Below are 18825 nucleotides of genomic sequence, written 5' to 3'. Positions count from 1 at the left end.
CGCGGGCCCTTCCGAGTCATCCAATCCCCAATGGATTTCTCGGAAGGGCCCCTCTTTTATGCTGGAGGCATGGCGTCCAAGAAGTCCCCCAAGCCCCGCCCCGAGGAGTTCCGCTCCGAGGCGCTCGCCGCGGCGCTCGAGAAGCAGGATGTCGCCGCCGTCGCGCTGGCCCTCCGTCACGGCAACACGGTCGTACCGCTGCTGCGCCCCGGAGCGCGCGACAACCCCCTCGACGGGGGCGAGGTGTGGACCTTCCGCGACCCGAACACCGGAGAGGTCGCGCTGCTGCTGTTCAGCGATGCGAAGAACAAGCCGGCAAACCTGCCGCCCGACATCGGCATCTACTCGCCGGCATGGCTCGAGAAGTTCCTCACCACGCACCGCGAGACGATCACGACCGTCTTCCTCGACATCGCGGGCCCGCACCCCATGCAGGCCTCGCCGGATGAGCTGCTGAAGGCACTGGCGTAGCGGCTTCGACTCGCCTGCGGCTCGCTCAGCCCGTTTCGTCTCGCTGCGCTCGCTCAAAGACCCGTCGAGCGCGGCTCAGAACGGCGGAACCGCGTCCTCGCGGCGCCGCGGCTCAGTCGGCGCTGACCGGCGGCTGCGCACGCGCACGGCATCGAGCGCATCGGCCAGCTTCTCGGACCGTTCGTCGACGACCCGCGTGTAGCCGAGCCGCGACGCCTCGCCGCGGCGCTGAGCGGCCTGCGTCACCGGCCGGATCTCACCGGCCAGCGACAGCTCGCCCACGGCGGCGACCGTGCGCGGCACGGCGACCCCGGTGATGGCTCCCGCCACGGCGATCGCGATCGCGAGGTCGGCAGCGGGCTCGGTGAATCGCACGCCGCCCACCGTCGACACGTACACATCGAGCTTCGAGGTGGCGATCTGCCCGCGCTTCTCGAGGATCGCCAGCACCATCGCGACGCGCGCGGCATCCAGGCCTGACACCACCCGGCGCGGGTTGGGAGCGGCGGTCTCGACGGTCAGCGCCTGCACCTCGACGGGCATCGCCCGGCGCCCCTCCATCGCGATCGCGACGCAGGTGCCGGGCTCCGTCGACCCGTGCCCGAGGAACAGCCCGGACGGATCGGGCACCTCGGCGATGCCGTCGCCGGTCATCTCGAAGCATCCGACCTCGTCGGTCGGACCGAACCGGTTCTTCAGCGCGCGGATGAACCGCAGCGCGGTCTGCCGGTCGCCCTCGAAGTGGCACACGACGTCCACGAGATGCTCGAGGATGCGGGGGCCGGCGACCTGACCGTCCTTCGTCACGTGGCCGACGATGACGATCGGCAGATGCCGCTCCTTCGCCACCCGGATCAGGGTCGCCGCCACCTCGCGCACCTGGCTCGGCTGACCGGCCGCCCCGTCGGACAGCGACGACGACACGGTCTGGACGGAATCGACGATCACGAGCTCCGGCTTCACCTCGTCGATGTGCCCGAGGATCGTCGCGAGGTCGGTCTCGCTCGCCAGATACAGCTCGTCGTGCAGAGCGCCGGTGCGTTCGGCGCGCAGCCGCACCTGGGCCTGGGACTCCTCGGCGCTCGCGTACAGCACACGGCGGCCGCCCCGCGCGGCCTGGGCCGCCACCTCGAGCAGCAGCGTCGACTTGCCGACACCCGGTTCGCCGCTCAACAGGATCGCAGCGCCCGGCACGATGCCGCCGCCGAGCACACGGTCGAACTCGCCGACCCCGCTCGAGCGGCGCGGAGTCTCGGCCGTCGTGATCTGGGTGATCGGCCGGGCTGCGCGCGCCGCCCCGGGGGCGACGGCGCTCACCCGCGGCACACCGGCGGTCGACACCTCTTCGACCGTTCCCCACTGCTGGCACTCGCCGCAGCGCCCGACCCACTTCGGCGTCGTCCACCCGCATTCGGAGCATTTGAAGGGGGCGGGAGCGGGACGACGGGTTGCCATGTAGCAAGGCTATCGACGGGATCCGACATCCCTATCACCGGACCGGCATTATTCACGGCCTGAGAATCACGGGCTGATCAGCAACTCGTCATAATCGAGGTATGGCAACCGCCCGGCCCGCATGCGGCCCGATCTCGACCTTCTCCCGGGTGCAGATCCTGCACCTGGTGCAGTCGCGATCCCGCCGCACGATCGGCGAGCTGTGCGAGGCGACGGGCCTGCACCAGAACACGGTGCGCGAGCACCTGCAGCGCCTGATCGACGGCGGCTACGTGCTCGCCGAGACCGAGCACCGCACGACCCGTGGTCGCCCGCGCACGCTGTACAGCGCGGCCACCGGCGCCCCCGAGGCATCCAGCCCGATCGCTCGCGACAAGGTCAGCGCCGCCGCCCGCCGCGGCGACCTCATGCGCCGGGCGCTGCCGTCCACGGCATCCGATCTCGGCCGCGAGGCCACCTATCAGCTCGACGCCCTCGTCGAGCACCTCGAAGAAAGCGGATTCGAGCCCGTCATCGACGACCGCAGGCTCACCATCGACCTCACCCCGTGCCCGCACGCCGCGGCGCGACCCGAGGACCGCCCGGTGCTGTGCCGGGTGCATCTGAGCCTCATGCAGTCGGTGCTGACCGAGGCCGGCGGGCCGCTCTCCGCCGACTTCGTGCAGGATGCCGCTCTGCCCGAGGAGTGCGTCGTCCACCTGAGGGACACTGCGGCCTGACGGCCGTCGCGGCGTGAGCGCCGCCTGAGAGAGGGAGTCATCTGATGGAGTGGCTGGATCCCCTGGCGTTGTCCAGGTGGCAGTTCGGTCTCACGACCGTGTACCACTACCTGTTCGTCCCGCTGACGATCGGCATGGCGCTGGCCGCCGCGATCTTCCAGACCGCGTGGGTGCGCACCGGCAAGATCCACTACCTGCACCTGACCCGGTTCTTCGGCAAGATCTTCCTCATCAACTTCGCCATGGGCGTCGTGACCGGCATCGTGCAGGAGTTCCAGTTCGGCATGAACTGGTCGGACTACTCGCGCTTCGTCGGCGACGTGTTCGGCGCCCCGCTCGCGTTCGAGGGGCTGCTGGCGTTCTTCTTCGAGGCGACGTTCATCGGCGTGTGGATCTTCGGCTGGGACAAGCTGCCGCAGAAGCTCCACCTGGCATCCATCTGGTGCGTTGCGATCGGCAGCACCCTGTCGGCGTACTTCATCATCGCCGCGAACGCCTTCATGCAGAACCCGGTCGGGTACGAGTACAACCCGGTCACCAATCGCGCCGAGCTCGTCGACATCTGGGCGCTGCTGACGAACCCGGTGGCGCTCGCCGCGTTCCCGCACACGATCTTCGGCGCGTTCATGTTCGCGGCCGGTGTCATCATCTCGGTCTCGGCCTGGCACCTCTACCGCGGCCAGCACCTCGAGACCATGCGCGTCTCGCTGAAGTTCGGACTGTGGGCGATGCTCGTCTCGACCGCCGGCGTCGCGCTGTCGGGCGACCAGCTGGGACTCGCGATGTACGCCGCGCAGCCGATGAAGATGGCCGCCGCCGAAGCCACGTTCAACACCGTGTGCGGAGCGGATGCCTCGTTCAGTCTCTTCACGCTCGGTACCCCGGACGGCTCGTCCGAGCTGTTCTCGATCCGCGTTCCGTACCTGCTCTCGCTGCTGTCGACGCACACGCTCGATTCGTGCGTGCACGGCATCAACGACCTGAACGCCGAGTACGCCGCGACATATGCCGATCTCGGCATCGACAACTTCGCTCCCGTCCTGTGGATCACCTACTGGGCGTTCCGCTGGATGATCGGCCTGGGCATGCTGCACGCGTTCATCGCGCTGGTCGGACTGTGGGTCACCCGCAAGAACGCGAAGAAGCCCGTCGCGAAGTGGATGTGGAAGATCGCGATCTGGTCGTACCCGCTCGCGCTGCTCGCCAACATCGTCGGGTGGGTGTTCACCGAGATGGGCCGCCAGCCGTGGATCGTGTTCGGGCTCATGAGTACCCGTGACGGCGTCTCGCCTGGCACCACGGGACTCGAGGTGCTGATCTCGCTGATCGCCTTCACGGTGATCTACGCCGCGCTCGCGGTGGTCGAGGTCCGCCTCATCATCAAGGCCGCGCAGAAGGGGCCCGACACCGACGAGAAGCCCGCCGACGAGACGGCCCCGCTGCCGTCGGTCGTGTACTGATCGGAAGGATGCAGACATGGATCTCCAGGCACTTTGGTTCGGCATCATCGCCTTCCTCTTCGTCGGCTACTTCGTGCTCGACGGCTTCGACTTCGGTGTCGGCATGTCGCTGCCGTTCCTCGGCGGCATCGGCAGGAACCGCGACGACGTCACGCGCCGGCAGATCATCAACACGATCGGTCCGGTGTGGGATCTCAACGAGACCTGGCTCATCGTCGCCGGTGCCTGCCTGTTCGCATCGTTCCCGGAATGGTACGCGTCGCTGTTCAGCGGCTTCTACCTCGCGCTGCTGCTCATCCTGCTGACGCTCATCATGCGCGGCGTCTCGTTCGAGTACCGCCACCAGGGCAAGTCGGAGCGCTGGAAGGCCGGCTTCGACCGGATGATCGTCATCGGCTCTGCCGTGCCCGCATTCCTGTGGGGAGTCGCGTTCGCCAACATCGTTCAGGGTGTCGCGCTCGATGAGAACCACATCCACGTGGGCACACTGCTCGATCTGCTGAATCCCTACGCGCTGCTGGGCGGCCTCACCACGCTCCTGCTGTTCTTCACGCATGGCGCCACGTTCGTAGCGCTCAAGACCGACGGGAAGCTGCGATCGGATGCTCGTCGTCTGGCCTTCCGCGCCGGCCTGGTGACGCTGGTCGTCGCCGCCGCGTTCCTGGTGTGGACGGTCGCCGCGCACTTCTCGATCGCCGTGCTGATCCTCGCCGCGCTCGCCGCCGTGTCGCTCGTGCTCTCGATCGTCTCGAACCTGCGCGGACGCGAGGGCTGGGCGTTCGCGTTCGGCGCGCTGACGACCCTGTTCGCGGTGGTCACGCTCTTCGCGGCACTGTTCCCGAATGTGCTGCCGTCGACGATCGACCCGGCGTTCAGCCTGACGATCGAGAACGCCTCGAGCACCGAGTACACGCTGCAGATCATGACGTGGACGGCCCTGGTCGCCCTGCCGCTCGTGCTGCTGTATCAGGGGTGGACGTACTGGGTGTTCCGCAAGCGCGTCACCCGAGCCTCGATCGAGGGAGCGCCGGTGCACGCGTGAAGCCCGTCGATCCGCGTCTTCTGAAGTACGCCGGCGCCGCGCGAGGATTCTTCGTCCTCGCCGCGGCGATCGGCGTGCTCCAGACCGCGGTGGTGATCGCATTCGCCTGGTTTCTGACGGATGCCGTGACCGGCGCGCTCGCCGGGCGCTCTGTCGTGTCTTCTCTCGGGTGGATGCTGGCACTCGCGCTGGTGCGCGGCGCGCTGATCGCGGCATCCGATTTCGCCGGGATGCGTGCGGCGGCGGCCACCGGCACGCAGTTGCGCCGAGCGCTGATCGGCGCCGTGGGGCGGCTGGGCCCCGGGTGGCTCGCCTCACGCAACCAGGCGTCGCTCGCCGTCACCGCAGGGCATGGGCTCGAGGCGCTGGACCAGTACTTCGCGAAGTACCTGCCGCAGCTCGTGCTCACGGTCATCGCGACGCCCGTGATCGTCGTGGTGATGTGGTGGCAGGACTGGCCGTCAGGGCTCACGGCGATCATCACGCTGCCACTGATCCCGCTGTTCCTCATCCTCATCGGCATCGCGACGCGCACGGTGCAGCGCAAGCAGTGGCAGACGCTGCAGCATCTCGCAGCCCGGTTCGCCGACACCGTGCAGGGGCTGGCGACGCTGCGGCTGTTCGGCCGCGAGCGGCGGGCGGCGGCGCAGATCGAGGCGACGGCCGATCAGTACCGCCGCGAGACGATGAAGGTGCTGCGCTTCTCGTTCCTGTCAGGCTTCGCGATGGAGCTGCTCTCATCGCTCGCGGTCGCGCTGATCGCGGTGGCGGTGGGGTTCCGGCTGCTCGCCGGAGACCTGTCGCTCGAGGTGGGGCTGTTCGTGCTGCTGCTGGCGCCGGAGGCATTCCTGCCGATCCGTCAGGTCGGGGTGCAGTTCCACGCGGCATCCGAAGGAGTGGCGGCGACGGATGACGTCTTCGCCGTGCTGGATGAGGCGGCTCGCGTTCATAACTCCTCAGAAACGAGCGGGGATGACGCCGATCGGGGCTGGGGAGCGCGCACATCGACCAACTCTGAGGAGTTGCGCGCAGAGAATGTCCGCGTCCGCGACCTCGCACCGGTCTCGTTCACCGCGCGCCCGGGCACCGTGACGCTCATCGAAGGACCGAGCGGCTCGGGCAAGTCCAGCCTGATCGCAGCTCTCCGAGGCGCCGCCCCGTTCACGGGCACGGCGACCCTCGGCGGCCGAGACATCCGCGAGCTCGCCCCGGCGGACGGGATCGCCTGGGCGGGGCAGACTCCGGGCTTGATCCGCGGGACGATCGCCGACAACGTCGCACTCGGCTCGACGGCGGATGCGACCGGCATCCGCCGTGCTCTCGACGCCGCCTGCGCTGAGGACCTCGACGCCGACCTCGAGCTCGGAGTGCAGGGGAGCGGGCTGTCCGGCGGTCAGGCGCAGCGTGTCGCGGTCGCCCGCGCGCTGTATCGGCACGCGCAGCGCCCCGACAGGGTGCTCGTGCTCGACGAGCCCTCCAGCGCCCTGGACGCCGAGACCGAAGCGCGGCTGTGGGCGACGCTGCGCGAGCGGGCGGATGCCGGAGCCACGGTGCTCCTCATCTCGCACCGCCGCACCGCCCGTGACATCGCCGACGAGGTCGTCTCGCTGGGGGTGAGCGCATGACCCGGTCCCGTGATCGGACCCTTCGACGGGCTCGGGGGCCGATCACTGAGCCCATCGAAGAATCGACCGTCCGCGCCCGCGGCATCCTGCGCCTGGCACAGCCGCCGACGCGGAGGTTCGTCCCCGGTCTCATCTGGGGCGTCTTCTCGGCGGTCGCGGCGGTGTCGCTGCTCGCCGTCAGCGGCTGGCTCATCGTGAGCGCCTCTATCGTCGACTCGCTCGTGCCGCTGTCGGTCGCGGTGGTCGGCGTGCGCTTCTTCGCCGTCTCGCGGGCGGTCTTCCGCTACCTCGAGCGCTTGTCCGGACACGACGCGGCCCTGCGTCAGCTCGCGACGACCCGGTCCGACATGGTGCGCAGACTCATCCCGCTCTCGCCGGCCGGGCTCGGCCGCACCGACCGCGGGCGTGTGCTCTCGGCGCTCGTGGACGACGTCGAGAACCTGCAGAACCTGCCCCTGCGCGTCGTTCAGCCGCTCGCGGTCGCCGGCGTCGTCGCCGTCGGCGCTGTCGGGTTCATCGCGTTCGTCTCGCCGCCCGCCGCGCTCACGCTCGCCGTCTGCCTGATCGCAGCGGCTGCCGTCGCGATCGGCCTGGGCTGGGTGTTCGGCGCCCGCGCCGAGGAGCGGGTGTCTCACGAGCGGGCCGAGCTCTCGGCATCCCTCGTCGACTACTTCGGCAGCCTCGACGTCCTGCTCGCGTACGGTGCGGAGCCGGCGGCCCGCGAACGCATCGATCGCGCCGACGCCGCCGTGCGTCGAACGGTGACGCGCGCTTCGCTGGCGCAGGCCATCGCCGCCGGCGTCGTGTCGGTGCTCGCCGGCATCGCATCGGCGTGGGCGGTGGCCGCGGCATCCCCAGGACTGGCAACCGGTGCGATCGACGGTCCGTGGCTCGCCGTGGTCGTGCTCGTGCCGATGGTCGTGTTCGAGGTGTTCGGCGCGGTGCCGGTGGCGGCGGCGTCGTGGCGGAGCGTGCGCGCGAGCGCCGAGCGCGTGGTCGACGTGCTGCCGGCATCCGTTCCGGGGGAGCTGCGGGCGGACGCCGGGGCCGATGACGTGCCGCCGGGGGCAGCCGTGCACCTGCGGGACGTGCGAGCCTCGTGGCCCGGGGGCGCGCCGGCGCTCCGCGGCGTCACGCTCGACGTCGCGCCGGGGGAGCGGGTGCTCGTCGCAGGCCCCAGCGGCGCCGGCAAGAGCTCGCTCGCCGCGGTGCTCGTCGGGTTCCTGCGCGCCGAGGGTGAGTTCACGATCGGCGCGACGGATGCCGCCGCCCTCAGTGGCCCGGCGCTCCGTCGGACCATCGGACTGTGCGAGCAGCATCCGCAGCTCTTCGACGAGGACATCCGGCAGAACCTGCTGTTCGCGCGCGACACGGCCACCGACGATGACCTGCTCGCCGTCCTCGGACGCGTCGGGCTCGGGGCGTGGGTACGGGAGCGCGGCGGGCTCGACGCCCGCGTCGGCGACCGCGGCGCACTGGTGTCGGGCGGTCAGGCGCAGCGCATCGCGCTCGCCAGGGCGCTGCTGCGCGGGTTCCCCGTCCTCGTGCTCGACGAGCCGACGGCCGGGGTCGATCCTGAGGCATCCGATGCGCTGCTGCGCGATCTGCTCGGGGCGGCGGGCGACCAGTCGGTGATCCTGATCTCGCACGTCGCACCGCCGGAGGGGACGGTCGATCGGGTCGTGCGGATCGAGGCCGGCCGCACCGTGTGAGCGGGCCGCTCAGACAGCACGACGGCGCGCGCGGAGGGGGCGTATTGTGCGGCTATTCCAACGCGGTGGCGACCGTTTGCGCCCCCCTCATCGCGTGCAGCGGTGTGGCGGCTCCTGAGAGGGGGCGTGTTCGGCGCTCACGTGCAGGGTTTGGCGGCCATTCGCGACCCCTGCCGCGGTCGCAGGGACCTCAGTAAAGCTCGACCGGGGGCTCCATGACGATCCCCTGCGCCTCGAAGGCGCGCCGGCGCTCCTCGATGCGGCGGTGCTGCTCGAGCTGGGCGTCCTCGATGAGCGCCGGGTCGACCGGAACGCTCTCGACGTGCGGGGTGCCGTTGTTCTCGGCGATGTAGGCGTCGAGTTCGGGCCCTGAGGTGAGGGACGTGATGAGCGAGTAGCGCGGCGTGCTGCCTCGGTGCCAGACCGCGTGCCAGAAGCGCTGCGTGTCGACGACCATGCGGGTACCGGCGGGCAGGGGCAGTCTCTGCTCGGTCGCCGGGTCGAAGCGGTCCTCGCGGAGGATGAGCAGCGAGTCCGAGTCGTCGGTGAGGTTGACGTAGGAGCGGACGACCCAGCCCGTTCCGTCGTCGTTGAGGCGGTTGTTGTCGTCCTGGTGGAGGTTGTAGATCGCGTCGGCGTAGGTGTTCGGCTGCAGCTCGATCACGCGGCAGCGCCCGACGTTCGCGCCCGGTTCCTGAGCGAGTTGGGTCAGTGTCGGGGCGTGTTCGGTCTGCGAGGTGATCCAGACACCGTCCTTGTCGGTGCGCGGCGGGGTCTGGTTCCAGAAGCCGTTGCACTCGATCTCGCCGGCGTAACTGGCCAGGGGCGCGAAGCGGGTGACGCCGGACGAGCGCCAGCCGACGTACTCCAGGCTCAGCCATTCGGCAGAATCGATCGGGCTCGCGAGAGGCGAGAGGACGACGTAGCCGGTCTGTGCCAGCGCAGCCGACGTGATGAAGCTCATGGGAACAACCTCCGTAAGGTCATCCTAACCAGCGCGGTGATCCGTGACGGGATGTGTCGCCGGGGGTATTCAGCGGCGGGCAGCGTGGCTAGCCTGGGCGCATGACTCAGCCGCAGGGCGCCCTCCTCGTGGGCAGTGTGAACTATGACGACGCCGAGACGACGATCCGCACCGCGGCATCCGTCCTCGGCGGGCACCTCCGCCGCATCCCCGACGGCGAGGTCGGCAAGAGGTTCCACTGGATCATGTTCCAGCCCGATGTGCTCGGGCAGGCGGACGGCATCGAACGGGTGGGGGACGAGCCGATCCCGTTCCCGGCCGGGCTGGACGCGCGTCCTCTCCGCATCGCGGACGGGGTGGATGCGGCATCCATCGCGCTTCCCCCACTCGGCTATGCGGATGCTGCGATCGAGTCCTACGTCGTGTTCACGGGGTTGCGCGATGCCGGTGAGGTGCCGGCCGGCATCCGCTTCCAGGTGTCGCTGCCGACGCCGGTCGCGATCATCTCGTCGTTCTTCGCAGGCGACGATCGCGCGGCGCTCGAGCCGGTGTACACGGCGGCGCTGCTCGCGGAGCTATCGAGGATCCTGGATGCCGTCCCGCACGAGGATCTCGCGATCCAGTGGGATGTCGCGAGCGAACTCGGCATCATCGAGCGCGCGTCGGGGTACGGGACGACGATGGAGGCCTGGTGGGAGGGGGATCCGTTCGACGGGCTCGTCGCGCGTCTCGCCGTGCTCATCGATGCGGTGCCTGCGGGCGTCGAGGCGGGCGTGCACCTCTGTTACGGGGATGCCGGCGAGAAGCACTTCATCGAACCGGCGGATGCCGGAACCCTCGTCCGCTTCGCGAACGCCGTGATCGCGTCGGCTGCTCGTCCGCTGTCGTGGTTGCATCTGCCGGTGCCGATCGCGCGCGACGACGCAGCATACTTCGCGCCGCTCGCCTCGCTCGAGCCTGTGGCCGAGCTGTACCTGGGCCTCATTCACCGGGAGGACGGGGTCGACGGTGCGCAGCGGCGGATCGCCGCGGCATCCGCTGTCGTTTCGTCCTTCGGAGTCGCAACCGAATGCGGCATCGGGCGCGCTCCGGAAGGGAGCACGGAGGGCATCCTGCAGACCCACGCCGAGGTCGCCGCGACCCGGTGACGGCCGCACGGACAGCCCGATTCGCGCGCATCGTTCCCGTGTCGTAAACTGGACGACGGTGACGTGTCCGAGCGGCCGAAGGTGCAACTCTCGAAAAGTTGTGTAGGGTAACCCCCTACCGTGGGTTCAAATCCCACCGTCACCGCCACCACGAAGGCCCCGACTCTCCTAGAAAACACTGGGATGTCGGGGCCTTCGTCATTGTCCACACAGGTCGAAATCCCACGAATCTCACACATCTGAATCCGGTGGCGCGAGTTGCCACGAGTGTTGCGGCACGATTGTGCAGCGTTCGCCGACGGGCACGCCGGCGCAGTGACACGACTCGCGCCTGTGTGGAACGCGCTAACGGCCGAGGCGCAGACCGGACGTGTCGGCGGTCGTCGTGACCGGTGCGGCGACGTAATACCGCTTGTTCGCTTCTCGGAGCTGTTGAGCGCGACGGGCTCGGGCGAAGGCGTTGATCGTCGGCCCGCGCCGGCTGGAGGGCCGCGCCTCTGCTCGGGCGCGGTCGAGTGCGTCGGCGACAGCGTCGAGGTCGTCCTCGAACAGGTCACTGTATGTGTCGAGCGTCATAGCGGCACTGGCATGACCGAGCATGTGCTGCACAGCCTTCACGTTCGCTCCGGAGCTGATGGCCAGGCTCGCAGCCGTATGACGAAGATCGTGAGGCGTGACCTTCTTGAACGATGGATCCGATCTGCGCGCTCGCTTGATGGGGAGATGAGCTGATGGCCGGGGCCAAGACCCCGGAAGCGGTCAAGCAGATCACCTACCTCGCCGGAGCGCTCAAAGCACCGCGGATCACCGAGGCCGCCGCCCGGCTCGCGGACCAGGCCAGGGATGCGGGCTGGTCGTTCGAGGACTACCTCGCCGCAGTTCTCGAGAGGGAGGTCTCCGCACGGAACGCGTCCGGCGCCGAGCTTCGCATCCGCGCCGCCGGATTCCCTGGACGCAAGACCATCGAAGACTTCGATTGGGACGCGCAACCCGCCGTCCGGTCCCAGGTCGCCGCCCTGACATCGGGCGGGTTCCTCACCGAGGCCCGCAACGTCGTCCTGCTGGGACCTCCCGGAACGGGGAAGACACACATGGCGACCGCGCTCGGGATCGTCGCCGCCCGCCACAAACACCGGGTGCTGTTCGCGACCGCAACGGAATGGGTCACCCGCCTCACCGAAGCGCACCGGCAAAGCCGACTCCCGCAAGAGCTCGCCCGGTTGCGGCGTTACGGGCTCATCATCGTCGACGAGGTCGGCTACCTCCCCTTCGAGCAAGACGCCGCGAACCTGTTCTTCCAGCTCGTCTCATCCCGTTACGAACACGCCTCGCTGATCCTGACCTCGAACCTGCCGTTCTCCGGATGGGGCGGCGTGTTCGGATACCAAGCCGTCGCCGCTGCGATGATCGACCGCATCGTCCACCACGCCGACGTCCTCACCCTCAAGGGCGCCAGCTACCGACTCAGAGGACGAGGAATCGACAGCCTCCCCAGCATCAAAACGCAAGATCGGGCAGACTAAGCAAACGACGAACCAGTGGCCTCACTTTCCACCGTCACATCGGCCTCAAATTCGAACGTCGTCGACAGAGAGAGCGACGTACCAGAAACTCATCTCTCCGTATCCGCTCGACGAAGCTTGCTCAGGTCGTACACTGAGGGGTCGTCTATGGGTTGCGTTGTATGTGTTGGCGCAGTTTCCACATCTGCAGCGCGATCTGGATATCGAGCTTTCGATACCCCGCGTCCCATCCGCTTCCGAGCAATTGGCTGATCCTGCTCACTCGTTGACGGACGGTGCTCGGGTGGATGTGCAGGTCTTGGGCGGTTGCATCGTGATGTCGATCGTTACTCAGGTACCGCCACGCGGTCTCCGTGAGTGAGGTGCCGCGAGTCGCGTCGTATTGACGCAAGGGTCCGAGTATTGCATCTACGAGTTCTGATCCGAATCCCGCAGGGCTATAGCGGAAGAGCATTCCGGCGATCCCCAGCTGGTCGTGGTGGACTGCGCTGTTCGTGAGGTCGAGTGCAAGGAGGACATCCAACGTCGCCCTTGCTGCGTCGTAGGCGCTGGCCAAAAGCTCTTCGTCGAGAGCGCGAGATGCGAAACCGACCGTCGCTCGCACCCCGCGCTGGTGGAGCGCCTTATGAATCTGACTGCCATCGAAAGCGCCGCTCACGACGACGACAAGCTGATCTTTCAGCGAGGCGATCCCGCTGGACTCGCCGAGCAAGTGCCTGACGAGAGGGAGTACCTGATCCAACTCTGCATCGCCGACTTCGAGGACGCTGACGTGCGCTTGCGAGCCTGCACGAATACCGAACTTCGCAGAGCGTCGCAAGGCGCCAGCAGAATCACTGCGGGTCGGACTCACGAGAAGCTCGAGAAGCTCTGATTGCTGTCGCTGATCCGCATGAAAACGAGATTCTTCCATCAGGAGTATCACGCTGAGGACGAGTGCCGAGCGAGACACGAGTCGACGTTGTGCCTCTGAGAGCTGCCCTGCGGTGACGATGCGACCGAGGGATCGGTTCGCTACGGTTGCAACAAACGCCTCCGTATGCGGGACCGGGGGCGTGGACGGGATGAGATCTCCGGCGATCTTGGTCTCGGAAGCGTCGAGGACCGCTATCGCCAGGCCAAGTTCGGTTTGCAGCACACTCACGAGCTCATCAAGTGGATTCGGCGCGACGACACACTCCGTGAGGAGTCGTTCGTGGGTGCTGATGTGTTCGAGCTGCTGGACCTGGTCATCGAGCATCTGGCGGGTGGCATCGTGCTGGGAGAGCAGGTTGTGCATTTCTTGGAGGTGCCGAGCATTGTTGAGAGCGACCGAAGCGAGCGACGCGATGGACTCGACGGTGGAGACCTCTTCCGCAGAGAAACGGTGTCGGTATCGATTGCCCACGAGGAGTGCACCCATCAGGTTGCCGCCGCTTCGCAAGGGTGCTCCGAGGAGTGACTTGACGCCTTCTTGGTCGACTATGTCGTCGATCCCGTGGTGCCGAACGATGGCCGGATCCGTGAGGTAATCAGCCGTCTGTGCGGACGCATTGCCAGCCGCGACCCGCCCCAGCACACCGGTACCGAGAGGCATCCGAATGCCTCGGTACGCGTCGGTGATCACGCCATCGGTGGTGCGCATGTACGTCTCACCGGATTCGTAGTCATTCAAGCTGATGTATGCCATATCCGTCCCCAACAGAACGCGCGTGCGACGAACGATCGTGCGCAGAACCTTCTCGTAGTCGGTGATGGCGGCCAGATCGGTTGCGGTGTCGAAAAGTACCCGCAGGAGGCTCTCGCGTGCCGCTCCGCGATTGAGGGTTTCACGGATTCGACGGGCAATCTGCACAAGATCGCTCAAGTCGGGATCTGCGGCAAGATTTTCCATCAGGCGCAGTGGGGCGTCCTCGGTGCCTTCATCCTGGATAAAGGCGAACATGCGGCGGGCGGCATCGTGCACAGGCATGTCATAAATCTACATAGCTTGAGCATGTATATGGAATGAGATGAGATAGCAATTCTCTGACACCGCTCGCAAGATTGAAGAAGCTGACGAACGACGCGGCATTGCAGCCTTCTGACTCGTTCAGCGATCGGTTTGCGAATATCCCGAACACGCGGCGCGAAGCTGTACCGCGTTCCTGGACTCAAGGAATGAGATCAAACATGACATCTGCTGTAAAGGGACGGCAAGAAGTGACGCACATAGACAGCAACGAAGCGGGTCGAGTTGCAAGGGCAGCCTTTGTTGGGACCGCGCTGGAGTGGTACGACTATTTCCTCTTCGGCACCGCGGCCGCACTCGTCTTCAACAGACTCTTCTTCACTGACTTGCATCCGACGGCTGGGACGCTCGCGGCGCTTGCGACTTTCGGGGTTGGGTTCGCAGCACGCCCGCTGGGATCGGTCATCTTCGGGTTCATGGGAGACCGGATGGGTCGCAAACCGACCCTGATCCTCACCATCATCCTCATCGGTCTCGCCACCGGCTTGATCGGTCTTCTCCCGGACTTCGGAAGCATCGGACTCGCAGCTCCGATCCTTCTTGCCGTCCTCCGCCTTCTCCAGGGTCTCGCAGTCGGCGGCGAATGGGGTGGGGCCATGACGCTTGCCGTCGAGCACTCGCCGGTCGAGAAGCGCGGTCGCTACTCTGCGCTTGTCCAGCTTGGCTCCCCAGTGGGCACCCTGCTGTCTTCGGGAGCGTTTGCGCTTGTCCTTCTGTTCCCGAACGATGTATTCGACGCCTGGGGTTGGCGCCTGCCCTTCTTGGCCGCGTTCCCGCTGCTCATCATCGCTGTGGTCATTCGCATTCGTGTGGAAGAGTCGCCTGTCTTTGAGGAATTCGTGAAGCAGGAGCAGGTCGCCAAGATCCCGGCCGCAGAGGTATTCAAGACCGCGTGGGGTCGACTGCTCGTCGCTGTGGGTGCGGCGCTGCTCGGTGTGGGGGGCTTCTATGTCATGACGACATTCGCGGTCAGTTACGGAACGAGCACGCTCGGGCTTGACCGTCAACTACTCGTCAATGCGACCACGATCGCGGCCGTCGTCCAGGGTGTCCTCGTTCTTGTTGTTGGCCGCCTGTCCGAACGAATCGGAGCGGGGCGCATGACCATGATTGGCGCAGGGCTCAGTGCATTGAGTGCGTTCCCTCTCTACATGCTGATCGACACGGGCCACCCGGCGGCCGTGATCGTCGCCGTGTCAGCCGGCGTTGCGATTGTTTCGATCTCCTACGCCGTCACCGGCACATTGCTCACGGAACTATTCCCTGCGCGCGTCCGCTATACCGGAGTGGCGCTCGGGTACAACGTCGCCGGTGCACTCGCCGGATTCCTTCCGTTCATCGCAACCTGGAGCCTCAGTCTCTCGGGCGGAGCCTCCTGGCCAGTCTCCACGATCCTGATCATCCTGGCGGCGATCACCGCGATCGCCGGCTACTTCGGAGCCAAGCTGAGGATTGATGATGACGCAGACGCGACCTGACGCCCGACCCGAGGTCGTATCAACGGGGCAGAGGACGATTTCGGTCCTTGGTGCGGTGCTGGAACAGATGGAAGCGCCTCGGCCTTATGCTCAGTCGCGGCCCTTGCGGGTCTCCACGATTCAGTTGGAACAGCCGGGTGCGGGCGAGGTCATGGTGCGCCTTGAAGCCGCGAGCATCTGCCATTCCGATCTTTCTGTCGTCGACGGCACGCGCCGGCGACAGACACCTCTCCTGCTGGGCCATGAAGCGGCGGGCATCATCACGATGCTCGGCGAAGATGTCTCGGGTTTGGCGATCGGGGACCGGGTTGTGCTGACGTTCCTGCCGCGATGCGGAAGTTGTGAAGCTTGTGCGACTAATGGTCGCATCCCTTGCGAAGTCGGCTCGGCTGCGAACGGACGTGGCGTCCTTCTGGGCGACCATATTCGATTAACGCGGGATGGTGAACAGGTGTTCCATCACCTGGGAGTCTCGGCTTTCGCGAGCCATGCGGTCGTGAATCAGAACTCGATCGTTCGCATCGATCAGGATGTGCCCGCCGACGTGGCGGCGCTGCTCGGGTGCGCCGTGCTGACGGGTGGTGGAGCCGTGCTCAACTCGTTGCAACCGACAACGGGGGACACGGTCATCGTGGTCGGCCTTGGTGGCGTCGGCATGGCCGCGCTGATAACGGCCCTGGCGCTTGAGGGGGTCACAGTTGTGGGTGTAGACACGAGCCCCGACAAGCTTGAATTCGCAAGACAACTCGGTGCATCTGCCACCTACACGACGGGGGAGGCTCGCGCTGCCGGTATCCGCGGGACCCACGTGCTGGAAGCCGCTGGCCGAGCTGCCGCGTTCGACGTCGCATTTGAGTTAACCGCGCCAGGCGGCATCACTGCTACCGTTGGGCTTCCCGGTCCCAGCGACCTCAGCACGCTGTCTCCGCTCACATTGACTGCTGAAGCCCGTACGGTGGTTGGTAGCTACCTGGGGTCGGCGGTGCCGCAGCGCGACATTCCGAAGTTCGTCGAACTGTGGCGTGCGGGAAGGCTGCCGGTGGAGGCGCTCATCTCTGGCCGTATCGAACTCGAGGAGATCAACGAGGCGATGGACGCGTTGGCTGATGGCCTCGCGCTTCGTCAGATCATCACCTTTCCAGGCCAGGAGGAGGCATCGTGACCGATCGATCAGTGGGCAGTGGCCCGTTCGCGGGTGAATCGATAGCGACGCTGGGCGGTGCGCTTCGCGCCGGCAAGGTGACGTCGGTCGAACTGGTGACGCGCGCTCTCGAAGCCGCCGAGACTATCGGCGCGGTGATCAATTGCTTCGTGACACTCGATCGAGAGGGTGCCCTGGCGCACGCGGCAATGCTCGATGCAGAGCTTGCGGATGAGAAGGATCGTGGACCCCTTCACGGAATCCCGACGGCGGTCAAGGACCTGATCGATACTGCTGGGGTCGTGACCACGATGGGCTCCCGGCACTTTGAGCACCACGTCCCAGAGCAGGATGCTGCGGTAGTGGTCGCCCTCCGAAACGCCGGGGCGGTCATCATCGGAAAAGCGCACACGCATCAGTTCGCATATGGGCCGACGGGGGACAGAGCGCACACAGGCGCAGCTCTGAATCCCTATGACCACAGGTTGATGACCGGCGGATCCAGCAGCGGTTCGGCCGCCGCGGTCGCCGCAGGACTCGTGCCGTTCGCGATAGGTACGGATACAGCTGGCTCGGTACGCATCCCTTCAGCGATGTGCGGAACAGTCGGCTTGAAGCCTTCTTCTCACATCATCAGCACGGACGGTGTCTTCCCGTTCGGCCCATCCTTCGACACCGTCGGACCAATCGCTGCTTCGGTGGCTGATACGTACACGGTACTTGAGGCACTCTCCGGCTCGTCTGTGATCCGGCAGACGGACGTCTCTGTCGCACCCGGTCCGTGGTCGGCAGGTGTCGTAGCCTGCGACCTCATGTCTGAAATGGACGCATTCGTCAGCCATGCATTCGAGGCCGCGCTGGCGGCTATTCGCGAGCTCGGAGTTTTTGTCGATACCGTATCGCTCCCCGAGGTTGACGAGACGACTCACGCACACCTGTCGATGCTGTCGGCAGAGTCGGTCGCCATACACCACGACATGATGGAGCGCCAACCTCACTTGTACGATCCTGAGGTTCTTGATCGACTCCGTGCAGCTTCGGAAATCCCGGGGTGGCGGTACGTGGACGCACTGCAAGGGCGTCCACGGCTTCAAGCCGTCGTCGCTGAGCGTCTCGGTGACAGGGATGTCCTGCTGATGCCGACCGTGCCGATCAAGACTCCGCACGCGGATTTCGACGGCGGCGTGCCCGCGGAAGAGCGGGCGTACCAACGAGCGACCCTAAAGCTCTTCACAGTGCCCTGGAGCTTCCTCGACTTTCCCGTTGTGACGATTCCGATGTGGGGGCCAGGCGAGGAGTTGCCGGCGGGTCTCCAGGTGATCGGTCGCCCCGGCCGGGATATCGACCTCCTGCCGATTGCATCTGCGATTCAGAGCGCTCTAGGTAAGGCCGCGAACATGAGCGACCCGCGAGAGGATTGAGGGGGGCCATGCTCTTTCTCGTAAGGATGGATGTGGCGATTCCTCTTTCCATGCCGGATGGTGAGCGAACAGAACTCCTTGGGCGTGAACGGGTGGCGTCGCAGGAACTGCAAGAGTCAGGTCATTGGCGACACCTATGGCGGGTCGTCGGTGCGTTCGCGAACTACTCGATCTTCGACGTCGCTAGCAACGACGAGCTCCATGCCATCCTCGATAGTCTTCCGATAGCTCCGTACTCGAAGATGTCGGTGATCCCGCTTGCAACACACCCGGTAGCGCTCTCCGAAGTGCCCGCTTGAGCGGTGGTTGCTGCAGGCGTGCCCGGCTGGCTCAGCCCGGCGATCGGCCGCCGGGTCGTGCGAGTTTCAGGTGAGCGTCGCGGTCGAGTCCGACTGACCCGGGCAGCCCCGACCGTCACCCGCCATGCGCCGGGTGAGATGATGGACATGGGCTGGCTATCGTGGCGGCGAGCGGACCGCGGATGCCCACACCCAGGTGCGGTACGTCTTCCCGGCCAACTCGAAGCTGATCGCCGCCGCACGCTCGGTCCACGCATGAACAAGCGCGTCGACCTCGGCGGGGGAGTTCCTGAACCGCACCCATGCGCGCACCTTCTTCGGTCGAGGATCACGCGTCGTCGGCTGGTGGGCAAGGTCCAACTCCGCATCCGTGAGCG

15 protein-coding genes, 1 tRNA gene and 1 pseudogene are annotated in these 18825 nt (G+C 66.6%); 13 read left to right on the top strand and 4 right to left on the bottom strand.

The genetic code is table 11. The features are described from left to right. Window positions 1-69: 69 nt before the first annotated feature. A complete protein-coding gene (locus AB0269_RS07770) occupies window positions 70-471 on the top strand; it encodes a dehydrogenase (protein WP_366210671.1) in 402 nt (133 codons plus the stop codon). Window positions 472-546: 75 nt separating this feature from the next. Here AB0269_RS07770 and radA read toward each other — a convergent pair whose 3' ends face one another. Continuing rightward, the gene (gene radA / locus AB0269_RS07765; RefSeq protein ID WP_366210670.1) at window positions 547-1926 is read right to left on the bottom strand and encodes a DNA repair protein RadA; all 1380 of its coding nucleotides are present in this window, start codon (window positions 1924-1926) and stop codon (window positions 547-549) included. A 101-nt stretch (window positions 1927-2027) separates the two neighbouring features. Here radA and AB0269_RS07760 point away from each other — a divergent pair, with 101 nt between their 5' ends. The 5 genes from AB0269_RS07760 to cydC are packed head-to-tail and all read left to right on the top strand — an operon-like array spanning window position 2028 to window position 8484. After that, window positions 2028-2645, top strand: coding sequence for an ArsR family transcriptional regulator (locus AB0269_RS07760; RefSeq protein WP_366210669.1), 618 nt, complete (start codon window positions 2028-2030; stop codon window positions 2643-2645). A 44-nt stretch (window positions 2646-2689) separates the two neighbouring features. Then, a complete protein-coding gene (locus tag AB0269_RS07755) occupies window positions 2690-4105 on the top strand; it encodes a cytochrome ubiquinol oxidase subunit I (RefSeq protein ID WP_366210668.1) in 1416 nt (471 codons plus the stop codon). Between the two features lie 16 nt (window positions 4106-4121). Further along, window positions 4122-5147, top strand: a complete 1026-nt coding sequence (gene cydB, locus AB0269_RS07750; protein WP_366210667.1) for a cytochrome d ubiquinol oxidase subunit II — start codon at window positions 4122-4124, stop codon at window positions 5145-5147. Continuing rightward, window positions 5144-6772, top strand: a complete 1629-nt coding sequence (gene cydD, locus AB0269_RS07745) for a thiol reductant ABC exporter subunit CydD (RefSeq protein WP_366210666.1) — start codon at window positions 5144-5146, stop codon at window positions 6770-6772. The genes cydB and cydD overlap by 4 nt, the downstream gene beginning before the upstream one ends. Next, window positions 6769-8484, top strand: coding sequence for a thiol reductant ABC exporter subunit CydC (cydC, locus tag AB0269_RS07740; protein ID WP_366210665.1), 1716 nt, complete (start codon window positions 6769-6771; stop codon window positions 8482-8484). Before cydD ends, cydC begins: the two co-directional genes overlap by 4 nt. Window positions 8485-8674: 190 nt before the next feature. On the opposite strand, the gene AB0269_RS07735 is transcribed toward cydC, so the two are convergent. Beyond that, a complete protein-coding gene (locus AB0269_RS07735; protein WP_366210664.1) occupies window positions 8675-9448 on the bottom strand; it encodes a hypothetical protein in 774 nt (257 codons plus the stop codon). Between the two features lie 101 nt (window positions 9449-9549). Between AB0269_RS07735 and AB0269_RS07730 the strand changes: the two genes are divergently transcribed. Both AB0269_RS07730 and AB0269_RS07725 read left to right on the top strand, forming a co-directional pair. Next, window positions 9550-10596 carry a hypothetical protein gene (locus tag AB0269_RS07730; RefSeq protein ID WP_366210663.1) on the top strand — a complete coding sequence of 349 codons (1047 nt, stop codon included), beginning with the start codon at window positions 9550-9552 and terminating at the stop codon, window positions 10594-10596. A gap of 57 nt (window positions 10597-10653) precedes the next feature. Continuing rightward, window positions 10654-10744, top strand: a tRNA-Ser gene (locus AB0269_RS07725). A 362-nt stretch (window positions 10745-11106) separates the two neighbouring features. Here AB0269_RS07725 and AB0269_RS07720 read toward each other — a convergent pair. Continuing rightward, window positions 11107-11277: pseudogene (locus AB0269_RS07720) on the bottom strand (tyrosine-type recombinase/integrase); the annotation flags it as partial. A gap of 50 nt (window positions 11278-11327) precedes the next feature. Here AB0269_RS07720 and istB point away from each other — a divergent pair. Then, on the top strand, window positions 11328-12119 hold the full coding sequence (gene istB / locus AB0269_RS07715; protein WP_366210662.1) for an IS21-like element helper ATPase IstB: 792 nt from the start codon (window positions 11328-11330) through the stop codon (window positions 12117-12119). Between the two features lie 145 nt (window positions 12120-12264). Here istB and AB0269_RS07710 read toward each other — a convergent pair whose 3' ends face one another. Next, window positions 12265-14070, bottom strand: coding sequence for a GAF domain-containing protein (locus tag AB0269_RS07710; RefSeq protein WP_366210661.1), 1806 nt, complete (start codon window positions 14068-14070; stop codon window positions 12265-12267). Window positions 14071-14144: 74 nt separating this feature from the next. Here AB0269_RS07710 and AB0269_RS07705 point away from each other — a divergent pair, with 74 nt between their 5' ends. The 4 genes from AB0269_RS07705 to AB0269_RS07690 are packed head-to-tail and all read left to right on the top strand — an operon-like array spanning window position 14145 to window position 18448. Beyond that, on the top strand, window positions 14145-15587 hold the full coding sequence (locus AB0269_RS07705; protein WP_308409693.1) for an MFS transporter: 1443 nt from the start codon (window positions 14145-14147) through the stop codon (window positions 15585-15587). A gap of 37 nt (window positions 15588-15624) precedes the next feature. Next, window positions 15625-16749, top strand: a complete 1125-nt coding sequence (locus AB0269_RS07700; protein WP_366211443.1) for an alcohol dehydrogenase catalytic domain-containing protein — start codon at window positions 15625-15627, stop codon at window positions 16747-16749. Next, window positions 16746-18149, top strand: coding sequence for an amidase (locus tag AB0269_RS07695; RefSeq protein WP_180964653.1), 1404 nt, complete (start codon window positions 16746-16748; stop codon window positions 18147-18149). The genes AB0269_RS07700 and AB0269_RS07695 overlap by 4 nt, the downstream gene beginning before the upstream one ends. Window positions 18150-18157: 8 nt before the next feature. Continuing rightward, on the top strand, window positions 18158-18448 hold the full coding sequence (locus AB0269_RS07690; RefSeq protein ID WP_102209975.1) for a muconolactone Delta-isomerase: 291 nt from the start codon (window positions 18158-18160) through the stop codon (window positions 18446-18448). Window positions 18449-18825 lie beyond the last annotated feature (377 nt).

The organism is Microbacterium sp. NPDC077644 (assembly GCF_040702785.1).
In the GTDB taxonomy this organism is placed as follows: domain Bacteria; phylum Actinomycetota; class Actinomycetes; order Actinomycetales; family Microbacteriaceae; genus Microbacterium.
Note: the sequence above shows the minus strand (reverse complement) of the source record. Positions and strands in the feature narration are given on the sequence as shown.